Source organism: Oceanobacillus alkalisoli (assembly GCF_022213125.1).
In the GTDB taxonomy this organism is placed as follows: domain Bacteria; phylum Bacillota; class Bacilli; order Bacillales; family Amphibacillaceae; genus Oceanobacillus; species Oceanobacillus alkalisoli.
Genome location: NZ_JAKNRA010000003.1, coordinates 120,542 through 133,767, shown reverse-complemented (window position 1 = coordinate 133,767; position 13,226 = coordinate 120,542). Strand labels below are relative to the sequence as shown.

At 41.8% G+C, this 13,226-nt stretch carries 10 protein-coding genes; all 10 read left to right on the top strand.

Annotated elements, in window-relative coordinates; all coding sequences use genetic code 11:
* Positions 1-12: 12 nt before the first annotated feature.
* The 10 genes from L3V42_RS06585 to L3V42_RS06540 all read left to right on the top strand — a co-directional run bounded on the left by L3V42_RS06585 (position 13) and on the right by L3V42_RS06540 (position 13,146).
* Complete coding sequence (locus L3V42_RS06585; protein WP_235763107.1) at positions 13-1,989, top strand: DHH family phosphoesterase; 1,977 nt, start codon at positions 13-15, stop codon at positions 1,987-1,989.
* Positions 1,986-2,435, top strand: a complete 450-nt coding sequence (gene rplI, locus L3V42_RS06580; RefSeq protein WP_235763106.1) for a 50S ribosomal protein L9 — start codon at positions 1,986-1,988, stop codon at positions 2,433-2,435. Before L3V42_RS06585 ends, rplI begins: the two co-directional genes overlap by 4 nt.
* Before the next feature lie 157 nt (positions 2,436-2,592).
* The gene (gene dnaB / locus L3V42_RS06575) at positions 2,593-3,966 is read left to right on the top strand and encodes a replicative DNA helicase (RefSeq protein WP_235763105.1); all 1,374 of its coding nucleotides are present in this window, start codon (positions 2,593-2,595) and stop codon (positions 3,964-3,966) included.
* 129 nt (positions 3,967-4,095) lie between these two features.
* Positions 4,096-4,797, top strand: a complete 702-nt coding sequence (gene yycF / locus L3V42_RS06570; RefSeq protein ID WP_235763104.1) for a response regulator YycF — start codon at positions 4,096-4,098, stop codon at positions 4,795-4,797.
* A gap of 5 nt (positions 4,798-4,802) precedes the next feature.
* A complete protein-coding gene (gene walK / locus L3V42_RS06565) occupies positions 4,803-6,626 on the top strand; it encodes a cell wall metabolism sensor histidine kinase WalK (RefSeq protein ID WP_238471610.1) in 1,824 nt (607 codons plus the stop codon).
* On the top strand, positions 6,623-7,987 hold the full coding sequence (locus tag L3V42_RS06560; protein WP_235763102.1) for a YycH family regulatory protein: 1,365 nt from the start codon (positions 6,623-6,625) through the stop codon (positions 7,985-7,987). Before walK ends, L3V42_RS06560 begins: the two co-directional genes overlap by 4 nt.
* Before the next feature lie 2 nt (positions 7,988-7,989).
* The gene (locus L3V42_RS06555; RefSeq protein WP_235763101.1) at positions 7,990-8,907 is read left to right on the top strand and encodes a two-component system regulatory protein YycI; all 918 of its coding nucleotides are present in this window, start codon (positions 7,990-7,992) and stop codon (positions 8,905-8,907) included.
* Positions 8,904-9,689, top strand: coding sequence for an MBL fold metallo-hydrolase (locus L3V42_RS06550; RefSeq protein ID WP_235763100.1), 786 nt, complete (start codon positions 8,904-8,906; stop codon positions 9,687-9,689). The genes L3V42_RS06555 and L3V42_RS06550 overlap by 4 nt, the downstream gene beginning before the upstream one ends.
* A gap of 134 nt (positions 9,690-9,823) precedes the next feature.
* A complete protein-coding gene (locus L3V42_RS06545) occupies positions 9,824-11,014 on the top strand; it encodes a S1C family serine protease (protein ID WP_238471609.1) in 1,191 nt (396 codons plus the stop codon).
* A 416-nt stretch (positions 11,015-11,430) separates the two neighbouring features.
* Positions 11,431-13,146 (top strand): ABC transporter ATP-binding protein, encoded by a 1,716-nt coding sequence (locus tag L3V42_RS06540; RefSeq protein ID WP_238471608.1) that lies wholly within the window; start codon positions 11,431-11,433, stop codon positions 13,144-13,146.
* The last annotated feature ends 80 nt before the right edge of the window (positions 13,147-13,226 follow it).

The following is a 13,226-nucleotide window of genomic DNA, read 5'->3' as shown; positions in this document are numbered from 1 at the left end:
GAGTGAACAGTTATGCCGGAGATAAAAAGGAAGCGATTATTAGAAAATCATATTTGGATTATCTATATTCTATCCGCCATTTTGCTTGCCATCCTTTTTTATTATGAGTGGAAAGTTGGAATAGCAGGTACCATTCTACTGCTCACTTCATTAGCTTATAGTATGCATAAAGAAAATAAGCGTATAGAAGAGCTGCAAAATGAAATCAAGCTAATTTCAACCCGCGTCAAGATGGTAGGGAAAGAGGCTTTAAGTGAGCTTCCTTTTGGAATTGTGCTTTACGATGAGAATTATAAAATTGAATGGGCAAATCCGTATATGCGACAATTTAATTCAGATGAAGCAGAAGTGATTGGTTCCTCCCTTAATTTCTTGTCGGAAGAATTGATTACAGATATTAAAGAAGATCGAGATGATACGATTATTCCATTGGATGAATATTATTTTCACACGAAGATTAATAAGAATGAGCGGTTAATTTACTTTATTGATGAAACCGAACGAGAACAATTACGCATCCTTTATGAAAACGATCAGACGGTTTTATTTGTTATTTTCCTTGATAATTATGAAGATATCACGTTGCCAATGGATGACACGTCAAAAAGTCAGCTCAATTCAGAAGTTACTGCCCTAATTAATGATTGGGCGAAGCGGAACGGTCTTTATGTGAAGCGGACTTCTCAGGAACGTTTTCTCGCGATCGGAACGAGGGAGATCTTAAGACAAATAGAAGAAGTGAAATTCGATATTTTGGATGAAATTCGGGAAATCACCGGGGATCAGAGTACGAATGTCACGCTAAGTATCGGAGTTGGCCAAGGGGACGTGCCTTTACCACAGCTTGGTGAACTTGCCCAATCGAGTCTGGACTTAGCGCTTGGCCGAGGTGGGGACCAAGTGGCGATTCGGGATGAGGCCGGCAAGGTTCGTTTTTATGGTGGAAAGACAAATCCGATGGAAAAACGGACCCGCGTCCGTGCCCGAGTTATTTCTCATGCAATGACAGACCTTGTGAAAGTGAGCGATAATGTCATTATTATGGGACATAAATCACCGGATATGGATTCAGTTGGTGCAGCGATTGGGATTTTAAATATTGCAAAAGCCAATGGTGTGGATGGTTATATTGTATTTGACCCAGATGATGTGGATACAGGTGTACAGCGTTTAATCGATGCGATTCAGGCTGACGAGGAGCTCTGGGCACGATTTATCGAACCAGACCAGGCAGAGGATATTATGACGAGCCAGAGTTTAATTGTTATCGTTGATACACATAAACCATCAATGGTCGCTGAACCTGCTTTACTTTCAAAGACAGAATATAAAGTGGTGATTGACCATCATCGCCGCGGTGAAGAGTTTATTGATAACCCTACACTTGTTTATATGGAGCCATATGCGTCTTCAACCGCTGAACTCGTGACAGAGTTATTGGAATACCAGCCAAAAACAATCAAGTTAAGAATGCTCGAAGCAACCGCTCTGTTATCTGGTATTATAGTAGATACGAAAAGCTTTACGTTAAGGACAGGTTCCCGTACCTTTGATGCAGCCTCTTACTTAAGGGCGAAGGGTGCAGATACTGTACTTGTTCAGCAGTTATTAAAAGAAGACCTCAGTATTTACTTGCAGCGCAGCAGATTAATCGAGCGAACGGAAATATACCGAGAAAAAATCGCCATTGTTGCTGCAGAGCCAGGGGACACGTACGGGCCTGTATTGATTGCCCAAGCCGCTGATACACTTCTAACGATGACGGGAGTGACCGCCTCCTTTGTAATCTCTGAGCGCGATGACGGTCGGGTTGGTGTCAGTGCCCGTTCGCTTGGACAAATTAATGTCCAGATTATAATGGAACGAATGAACGGCGGTGGACATTTAACGAACGCTGCAACTCAAATAGAAGATACGACCGTTCATGATGTTGAATTATTATTAAAAGATATCATTGATGAATATTTCGAAGGGAGAGAAACGGAATGAAAGTAATTTTCGTGAAAGATGTAAAAGGTAAAGGAAAGCAAGGAGAAGTAAAAGACGTAGCAGAAGGTTATGCAAGAAACTATCTCCTAAAAAATAAATTGGCGATTGAAGCAACGCCAGGAAACTTAAAAGCGCTCGACGCAAAGAAACGGAAGAGCGCACAGCAAGAACAAGAAGAAAAAGAGGAAGCAATCCAGTTAAAAGATAAACTCGCTGACTTAACAGTGGAATTACAAGCGAAATCAGGGGAAGGCGGCCGCTTATTCGGCTCCATTACAAGCAAACAAATTGCTGAAAAGCTAGCGAAAGATTATGGACATAAAATCGATAGACGTAAAATCGAACTAGATGAACCAATTCGTGCTTTGGGCTACACAACCATACCAATCAAACTCCACCCAGAAGTATCCGGATCCATCAAAGTCCACGTCACCGAACAAAAATAATGGGACATGGGGGTCAGAGCACTTGTCCCAAAATTTGGGGCGTAAGGGAGGGGGCAACTGTCCCAGAAAACCCTGAACAAAGTCGTCCCAGCGACTCACGAATCTCGCGTGAGTCCTTTTTTACTTCATGAATCGACATAAGAGAGGAGGAACCACCATGGATCAAGGACTAAATAACCGTACACCACCACATAATATAGAAGCGGAACAATCGGTCATCGGAGCGGTATTTTTGCAGCCGGAAAGCTTTACCAGTGCATCGGAAATTTTGATGCCGGAAGACTTTTACCGGGCGAGTCATCAACGGATCTTCGCTGCAATGTTGCAGCTTGCGGACCGGGGTGAACCAATTGACGTCATTACCGTTACGACTTATTTGAATGATCGGAAGCAACTAGAAGAAGCAGGCGGGGTTACGTACCTCATGCAAGTCGCTGAAAGTGTGCCGACCGCTGCGAATATTGAATACTATAGCCGGATTGTAGAGGAGAAAGCATTGCTTCGCCGCCTCATTCGTGCCGCAACAGATATCGTCACTTCAGGATTTGAGCGCGAGGATGAAGTCGATGACGTTTTAAATGAAGCGGAGAAGACCATTCTTGAAGTTTCCGGAAGAAAGAACAGTGAAGGTTTTAAAAATATAAAAGACGTACTTATTGACGTTTATGATAAAATCGAGCAGCTTCATGAAAATCAAGGAGACGTAACTGGGGTTCCGACTGGTTACCAAGAACTCGACCGGATTACGAGCGGGTTCCAGCGAAACGATTTGATTATTATCGCCGCCCGTCCTTCCGTCGGTAAGACCGCGTTTGCCTTGAACGTTGCTCAAAACGTTGCCGTAAAGACGAATAATAACGTTGCGATCTTCAGTCTCGAGATGGGAGCGGACCAGCTTGTCCAGCGGATGCTCTGTGCGGAGGGAAATATTGATTCCCAGCGGCTAAGGAGTGGTCAGTTGCAGGCAGATGACTGGGGAAAGCTAACAATGGCAATGGGCTCTTTATCGAATGCTGGGATTTTCATTGATGATACACCAGGTATTCGGGTAAGTGAAATCCGTTCGAAATGCCGCCGGTTAAAACAAGAACATGGCCTTGGAATGATTATGATTGACTATTTACAGCTCATTCAAGGAAGCGCCGGCTCCCAGGAAAATAGACAACAGGAAGTTTCCGAAATATCCCGTTCTCTAAAAGGATTGGCAAGAGAGCTGGAAGTACCGCTTATTGCACTGTCACAGCTCTCTCGTGGCGTTGAATCACGTCAAGATAAGCGCCCAATGATGTCCGACCTTCGGGAATCGGGAAGTATTGAGCAGGATGCTGATATTGTTGGTTTCCTGTACCGTGATGATTACTATGATTCCGAATCGGAAAAGCAAAACATTATTGAAATCATTATATCCAAGCAACGTAACGGTCCAACCGGTACCGTCGAACTTGCCTTTGTGAAAGAATATAACAAATTCGTTGACTTGGACTATCGCTACAGCGAACAAGACATCCCACAAGCACCCATCCAAGCATAAAGCACGAGCACAAACCTCGTGCTTTTTTGAATTGGTGCGGGACTTGGGGTCAGACCAAATAGGTACAGACAGATTGGCAAAAGTACGTTAAAATAGAGGTAAGCGTTACATGAAAAGGATGTGGCAAAATTGAATCAGAAAATATTAGTTGTAGATGATGAACAACCAATTGCAGATATATTAAAATTTAATTTAGAAAAAGAAGGATACCAAGTTATTGTTGCAAACGACGGTGACGAGGCAATCCGGATGGCGGAAGAGGAGGATCCTGATCTAATTCTCCTCGATATTATGTTGCCGAATAAAGATGGAAATGAAGTCCTGCGTGAAGTGCGTAAAACAAAGAGCATGCCAATTATTATGCTGACCGCAAAGGATTCAGAAATTGATAAGGTGCTCGGCCTTGAGCTTGGTGCGGATGACTATGTGACCAAGCCATTCAGTAACCGTGAGCTCATTGCCCGGGTAAAAGCGAATTTGCGCAGGCAGCAGCTGCCAGAGGAAACAGAGAAACCGACGAAAAACATCGTCATTGGAAATCTTACTGTTTTCCCGGATGCTTACGTTGTTTCCCGTGACGGGGAGCAAATCGAACTAACCCACCGTGAGTTCGAATTATTACATTACCTTGCTCGTCATATCGGACAAGTCATGACCCGGGAGCATCTCCTTGAAACCGTTTGGGGCTATGACTATTTCGGGGACGTTCGTACTGTTGACGTAACGGTAAGAAGGCTGCGTGAGAAAATAGAGGAGAACCCGAGTAACCCAGCATGGATTGTAACCAGGCGCGGGGTTGGTTATTATTTACGTAATCCTGATCAGGAGTAGTTGCGATGCATAAAGTCGGATTTTTTCGTTCGATACAATTAAAATTCATTATCATTTATATTCTCTTATTAATTTTAGCTGTTCAGCTTATCGGAGCATTCTTTACCGGACAGCTTTCCAATAACCTGGAAGAGAGCTTTAAAGATAACGTCTCCAGTCGAATGGAGCTTCTTAGCTATAACTTGGAGCTTGTCTTTAATCGAGAACGTACAGAAACAGAAGAAGGAATCAGTTTGGAGTCAGAAGTGCAAGATATTGTAAATGAACTCAGCACCGATGAACTGACAAACGTAATTGTTGTAAACAATCAAAGTATCATTATTGGTACGAATAACAATTTGCTGGAAATCAATCAGCGGATTACAAGAGATATTATCCAACAGGTACTTTTTTTCGATACGACAAATGAAGATGATTTCATTAATGAAAGCGGTGAATACGTCTATGTCCGTGTAGACCCGATTTTTGATAATGAAAATAAAGTAGTCGGTGCGATTTACATGGAATCCTCATTAGAAGGCGTATACAATCAATTGGATGAAATTAATAAAATCTTCCTGCAAGGAGCCCTGCTTGCGATTGCCATTTCCGCCATTATCGGTGTGCTTGTTGCCCGTTCAATTACAAAGCCGATCAAAGAAATGCGCAGGCAAGCACAAGCAATGGCGAAAGGCGACTTTACACAAAAGGTCAAGATATACGGGAAAGACGAAATTGGCCAGCTGTCAGAAGCGTTTAATGACTTGAACAGCAGGCTGAGACATTCTTATGCAACGATTGAAGAAGAACGCTTTAAGCTCAGTTCCGTTCTCTCCAACATGTCAGACGGAGTAATAGCAACTGACCAGGAAGGCTCGATTACATTAATCAACGAAGCTGCCGGAGTTTTATTAGGAAAAAATCCGGACGATTTGATTGGCGATGATTTACTGGATGTTTTACAACTTGATGAAAAACTTGTCGATATATCGGAACTACGGGAAAATAGTTCGATGATTATTGATTTCAGTGATGATAACCAGCCATTCCTCATTCGGACAAATTTCTCCACGGTGAAAGATGACCAGGATGCGGTGAATGGATTCATTACGGTGTTAAATGATGTGACAGAAGATGAAAAAGTCGAACAAGAGCGCAGGGATTTTGTATCCAACGTTTCCCATGAGCTAAGAACCCCGCTTACGACAATGAAAAGCTATCTCGAAGCATTGGCGGACGGAGCATGGGAAGATAAGGAAATCGCACCGAAATTCCTCGAAGTTACGCAAAATGAAACAGACAGGATGATTCGGATGGTAAATGATCTTCTTCAGCTTTCCAGAATGGACGCAGAGGAATATTCGCTCCACAAAGAGGAAACAGATTTTATCGATTATTTCCATCAGATTATTGACCGGTTTGAAATGAATTTGCCGGAGACGATGACAATTAAACGGGAATTGCCGAATAAGAAATATCAAGTATGGATTGATAAAGATAAGATGACACAAGTTCTCGATAACATCATATCAAATGCGATTAAGTATTCTCCAGAGGGTGGCAGAATTTTCTTTCGAGCAGAGAATAAACGCCATTACTTACTCATCTCCGTTCAAGATGAAGGGATGGGAATACCTTATGATCGATTGGAAAAAATCTTTGACCGCTTTTACCGGACAGACCGGGCAAGAACGAGGAAGCTGGGCGGAACAGGTCTAGGACTTGCAATTACAAAAGAACTCGTCGAAGCTCACCATGGTCGAATTTGGGCAAAAAGCAGAGAAGGCCACGGAACGACCATTTACTTTACACTCCCGCTTATTAAGAGGAAGCGGAGGGATATCCGATGAAATTTGAAACGATAAAAACGTTTATACTCACTGTATTGATAGGAATTAGTATTCTCCTGTCTTTCACATTATGGAGTTATCAGCCGAACTCGAACCAGGTAATCAGCAGCGAGAGTGGAAATAGAGAGGTTGATGCAGGAGGGTCGGGGGAGGAAACGAAGCAGAGTCTCATAAAGCCGACAGATATTATTTTTCACACTGCTTCAGGTTATTATGGGTTTAACGACCCAACAGCACAGGATCAGCTGTATCAGCAAATACAAGAATGGAGCATTTCAAATTATGAAGTGTTGGATAGTGATGAGACGGTCGAACGGTCTAAAGAGATGATTGAGCTCATATTTGGAGATGAAATTCCGACAAAAATACTCGACCCACTATTTAATTTTGGACCAGATGATATTATTTTCCCGAATTCGTCAATGAAGCGGTTGTATATTAGCTTCGTACACGATAGTAAGTCCTTGCAGCTTGAGTTTGTCTCGGATGAATCGAATCAGCGCGCGGTAGCATTAGTTAATGATATGAATATTTATGAGCAATTGTCGGTTATGATGACGGAGATGGATGAAGATGCTTATCGGGAATATCTAGTGATGAATGAGCAAACGAACCCAATTTATGTTCCATCGGGTAAGGTGAGCTTGAGCTCTTATTCCATTACACCAACACAAATTGAGCCAACATTATTCGTCAATATTCTATTCCCCAACCCCGGAGTTGTTCGCGTAACGAATTCGCAGACGATCGGGGAAGCTTATTTTACGGATAACCGGCAAATGAGTGTTTATCAGAACGGGAAGCGAATGGAGTATATTAGCCATATTTCACCGTCAACTGATGAACCGGATCGTGTTATCAATGAAGCAGACTTGCTTGACCGGAGTATCAGTAATATTAATAATCATAGTGGGTGGACCTATGAATTGCGCTTGGATCAAGATTATCGCTTGGATGATGTCAATTTGAATACAAACCAAGTGACGTATCAGATGCATTATAAGAGCTATCCTGTTTTTAATATTCATAAGCTCGCCACCATCCAGCAAAGATGGAGTGTTTATCAGAACAGCATGCAGCTCGTTGAATATGATCGACCACTTTATTTATTTGATAGTGAATTCGAACTTCGGGAAATTGCACTTTCATCAGGAGAAAGTATTATTAGTTCTTTAGAAACGGATACGGATGTTTCGATGGAAAATATTCAAGATGTTAGAATAGGTTATGAGTTGAACTACCAGCGGGATGATCAGAACAGTGAATACTTTGAGATGATTCCAGCTTGGTATAAGAAAGAAAACAATTCATGGCAAAAAATCGTGTTTGATGAAGAAACTCAAGGGAGAGGAGGGAACTAAGGATGCAATGGGGAAATATTAAAACATTATTTATCCTTAGCTTTCTCATCCTCAATATTTATTTGGTCTCTGCTTTCATCGACAGGCAGCAAGATGTCGGCTTTCTCGACAATCAAGAATTGCCGATTGAGGATCAGCTCGCTTCGGAACAAATAACGAATGACGCCGATCCAGTAGATGTGACCGAAGCGGCCTATATATCGGTCATCCAACGGGAATTGTCAGATGAGGACCTTGAGGAACTGGATGAATTAGAAGAACAGACGACAGAAGTTTTTAATAATAATATGATTATCAGTGAATGGAATAGCCCGATTCAGCTTTCAAAAGATATGACTAATGAAGGGCTGGAAACAGCGATTCTTCCCCACGTGCTTTACGGAAACGAATATACGATTTCAGAGTGGAATGAAGAATTGAATATATTGATGTTTTTCCAAGTGAAGGAAAAAAGCCCCATTTATTATAATGAGAACGGTTTGTTGCTCGTGTATTTAAATGATGATAATGAAGCGACCCATTATAGCCAGACGATTCTTGGGGAAGTCGAAGTTGAGGATGGACCTGTGCAGTTGAATCAGCCTACGCAAGTGATCGGTCAACTCTTCAAAGCAAATTATTTACAACGTGGGGATAATGTGTCGCGTATACAGATTGGCTACTATTCGCGGATTTCTGCAGAAGGTATTCAAGTATTTGCGCCAACATGGAAAGTGACGGTAAATGAGAGCCGAGATCATTTCGTCAATGCGATTGAAGGTCTCATTTATGAAAGTAATGAGACAGAGTTTTTACTGAATATCATTGGTGAACACACTATCCGGATGAATATGTTAGATGAAGAAAATGAGCTAAGGGAAAATTTCTTACCTCTTTTAGAGGATAGATTAGAGATGGATAATCGGAGTGAAACAGAATGAGTTTACGTTTTAGTGTACTCGCATCAGGGAGTACAGGGAATGCTTTTTATATAGAATCGAAAAAAGAAAAGATACTTGTCGATGCGGGGTTGAGCGGGAAACAGATTGATTTACTATTTGAAAAAGCTCACCTTGACCCGAGCGAGCTTTCCCGCATCTTAGTGACGCATGAACATAGTGATCATATAAAAGGACTTGGTATTATTGCGCGGAAGTATAATTTGCCGATTTATGCAAATGAAAAAACATGGAAAGCGATGGAACATTCGATTGGAAAGCTTACCGTTGATCAGAAGTTTGTTTTTAACCGAGAAGAGGTACAAACCTTTGGCGATATGGATATCGAATCCTTTGGTGTCTCTCATGACGCTGCGGAACCACAGTTTTATACATTTTATAGTGGCGGGAAAAAAGTTGCACTCGTGACCGATTTAGGTTATGTATCAGACCGGATTAAGAAAACAGTGGAAGACGCAGATGCTTATATTTTTGAGGCGAATCATGACGTGGATATGCTTCGGATGGGAAGGTATCCGTGGAATGTGAAGCAGCGTATTTTAGGTGATTCCGGGCATGTATCCAATGAAGATTCTGGACTTGCTCTCGCTGACGTCATTAATAATAATACGCAGCGGATTTACCTAGCGCATCTAAGCTTGGACAATAACATGAAAGACCTTGCCCGCATGTCCGTGTCACGTGTACTCGAAGAACGCGGTATTAATATTGAATTATGTGACACCGATCCAAAAGAACCAACCTTATTATATGATGTTGTTTAACAGGCCAATCAGGAAATTCCTGGTTGACCTGTTTTTTTGTGCTCTGACCCCAATATCCCGCTCTAAAAGCGTTATGAATATAAGACTTTTGGTAATACTAGCTTTAAGAAGATAGTAATGGAGGAGGTTAGTGAATGGGCTATTATAAACGGAGAGTGCACAGGAAATTTTACTGGCTCACTCCCCTGCTTTTAGGTGTTATTATCGGTGTTTTAATTGTCTCTGTTGCGATTCCAGAACTAATGAAAGCGAATATTATTCCCCAAGCAACAACAGACGGAACGAGCGAAACAATTCATAACGGATTAAATAAACCACTGCAGAACACTTCGGTGAGTGTCGATGTATCCACACAAGTAACCGATGTTGTCGAACGAGTTACTCCAACTGTTGTCGGCGTAACGAATATCCAACGCCAGAATGATTTTTGGCGGGAGAAAGGCTCAATCGAGGCTGGAACCGGTTCAGGAGTGATTTATAAAATAGAAGATGGGAATGCTTATGTCGTAACCAATCATCATGTCATCGAAGGAGCGGATCAGATTGAAGTCGTTCTTTATGATGATACACATGTTGAAGCAGAAATGATTGGAAGTGATCTGTTTAGTGACCTTGCTGTCATCCGGATGCCGAGTAATACTGTAAATGATGTGATAGAAATTGGTTCTTCTGGCAATGTGAAGGTCGGTGAACCAGCAATCGCGATCGGCAACCCGCTCGGTCTCATGTTTTCGAGCTCGGTTACGCAAGGTGTGATTAGCGGTACGGAACGAACAATTCCGCAAGATTTTGATATGGATGGTCGTCCTGATTGGCAGGCAGAAGTTATCCAAACCGATGCTGCCATCAATCCAGGAAATAGTGGCGGTGCCCTGATCAATATCTACGGTCAGCTTATCGGTATTAATTCAATGAAAATTAATGAAGCAGCGGTAGAAGGCTTGGGATTTGCAATTCCAGTTGATCATGCCCTGCCGATTATGCAAGAACTTGAAACAAACGGTGTGGTAGAGCGGCCATTCCTAGGAGTTGAAGTCTATTCTTTAGATGAAATTCCACACCAAGAATGGGAGGATACATTAGCTTTACCAGCTGAGGTAACTGGCGGGGTCTATATTTGGAGTGTCCAGCCTTTATCGCCTGCTGACCAAGGTGGTCTGGAACGATTCGATGTCATTGTCGAACTGGACGGTAAGCCGATTACGAACGTCATTGATTTAAGACAAATTCTTTTCCATGAAAAGGAAATCGGCGACACCCTACCAATTACCTATTACCGTAACGGAGAGATTCATGAAACCGAAGCAACTCTTACTGCTCAATAGTGGGACATGGGGTCAGAGCATTTGTCACAGTAAAAGGTGCAGTATTTTAGATGCTGCACTTTATCCACTGAACTTTCAAACAAATGAACCCTATTATCCACAGCAAAAGCGAACTTATTAACATTCCGTGGATAAGATTTCACGTGATTTCTATATATAGTAGTGGAAAATCATTCCATAACAAAATAAGTAGGAACACTTGTGCATATGTGGATAACTTTGGGGATAATCACAGCGTTTCAACAAAAAAAAACTCTTATCCACGATTTATCCACGGATAAATACTCCACAACGTGAATAACATTCCACATGTTTTCACTTATTCACAATCAAACAAACCTTCTCTCTTGAATCTACTCCCAACAAAGCATATAATTTCTAGTAGACTTTAAAAAAGGAAAAGGAAGTGCATCACGTTGATACGTCGTTTTTTCTCTTATTATAAGCCACATAAACGGCTATTTATTGTCGATTTCTCGGCAGCAATAATTGTGGCAATTCTTGAACTTGCTTTTCCACTCGCTGTTCAGTGGTTTATCGATGATCTCTTAATGGGTGACGACTGGAATATTATTTTAACAGTAGGTGCGTTACTCTTAATTGTGTATATCATAAGCACCCTGCTCCAATATGTTGTAACTTATTTCGGACACAAATTAGGGGTAAATATTGAAACCGATATGCGGAACGAATTATTCCATCACGTGCAAAAACAGTCTTTCCGTTTTTTCGATAATACGAAGACCGGTCATATGATTAGTCGAATTACGAATGATCTCTTTGATCTCGGCGAGCTTGCCCACCATGGTCCCGAAGACTTTTTCATTTCCATCATGACATTTCTAGGTGCTTTCGTTATTATGTTTACAATCAATCCAATGCTTGCACTTGTTGTGTTAATCGCCATTCCGATTCTTATTTTCCTTATTTCATACGGAAATATTCGCATGAACCGTTCGTGGAAAAAGATGTATGAAGATATTGCCGATGTAAATGCCCGAGTGGAAGATGCAGTTTCTGGTGTACGTGTCGTTCAAGCGTTCACGAATGAGCAGTTTGAAATGAAACGATTCAATGAGAATAATAAAAAGTTCCGCCGAGCGAAACTCGGAGCGTATCGCGTTATGGCGACGGTTCACTCGAGTATTTATCTGCTTATGCGGCTTATGACATTGTTTGTGCTTGTATTCGGTGCTTGGCTCACCTTCAATAACCGACTAACATACGGGGAACTTGTCAGTTTTATTCTTCTTATGAATGTGCTTACGAACCCGATCAATAAAATTACGGCCCTACTCGAGCTATATCCAAAAGGGATGGCCGGGTTTAAGCGATTTACTGAAATGCTCGATGTGGATCCAGACGTAAAAGATAGACCAGATGCAGTTGACGCGGGCAACCTCAAAGGGAATATTGAATTTAAAAATGTTACATTTGGTTATGAGGAAAATAAGCAACCCGTGCTCGATAATCTGAATTTAAACGTTCAGTCTGGGGAAACAGTGGCTTTTGTTGGTCCGTCCGGTGCCGGTAAAACGACCATTTCTTCTCTGATTCCGCGATTTTATGATGTGGACGATGGCAGTATTTTTATTGATGGCATGGATATTCGCGATATGAAAAAAGCTTCTCTCCGCAAAAATATCGGAGTCGTCCAGCAGGATGTCTTCCTCTTTACAGGGACACTCAAAGAAAATATCGCTTACGGTAATCTTGATGCGACTGATGAGGAAATTTATGAAGCGGCTCGCCGTGCGCATATGGAAGAATTTATTGCAGAACTTCCGAATGGCTACGAAACGCAAATCGGTGAGCGCGGCCTTAAGCTTTCAGGTGGACAGAAGCAGCGGATTGCGATTGCCCGGATGTTCCTGAAAAACCCGCCAATCCTTATTCTCGATGAAGCGACGTCGGCCCTCGATACAGAGACAGAGCGAATTATTCAAGAATCATTAAATGAACTCGCAGAAAACCGGACAACCCTTGTTATTGCTCACCGTCTTGCAACGATTAAAAATGCTGACCGCATTATGGTCGTTACGAAAAATGGGATTGAGGAACAAGGAACGCATGACGAGTTGATTACACAAAATGGGATCTTCGCAAGACTTCATAATGTGCAAATGAATTAATAAAAAGCATATCCATCTCACTTTAAAAGGAGGTGGACATGCTTTTTCTATTTTTCCTCATAAATATTTTTTAAAAACAC

What these genes read in the sequence shown, in the direction of transcription:
- L3V42_RS06555 (WP_235763101.1), top strand. Translation starts at nt 7,990, where the DNA reads ATGCAATGGGGAAATATTAAAACATTATTTATCCTTAGCTTTCTCATC.
- walK (WP_238471610.1), top strand. Translation starts at nt 4,803, where the DNA reads ATGCATAAAGTCGGATTTTTTCGTTCGATACAATTAAAATTCATTATC.
- L3V42_RS06545 (WP_238471609.1), top strand. Translation starts at nt 9,824, where the DNA reads ATGGGCTATTATAAACGGAGAGTGCACAGGAAATTTTACTGGCTCACT.
- L3V42_RS06585 (WP_235763107.1), top strand. Translation starts at nt 13, where the DNA reads ATGCCGGAGATAAAAAGGAAGCGATTATTAGAAAATCATATTTGGATT.
- L3V42_RS06560 (WP_235763102.1), top strand. Translation starts at nt 6,623, where the DNA reads ATGAAATTTGAAACGATAAAAACGTTTATACTCACTGTATTGATAGGA.
- L3V42_RS06550 (WP_235763100.1), top strand. Translation starts at nt 8,904, where the DNA reads ATGAGTTTACGTTTTAGTGTACTCGCATCAGGGAGTACAGGGAATGCT.
- dnaB (WP_235763105.1), top strand. Translation starts at nt 2,593, where the DNA reads ATGGATCAAGGACTAAATAACCGTACACCACCACATAATATAGAAGCG.
- rplI (WP_235763106.1), top strand. Translation starts at nt 1,986, where the DNA reads ATGAAAGTAATTTTCGTGAAAGATGTAAAAGGTAAAGGAAAGCAAGGA.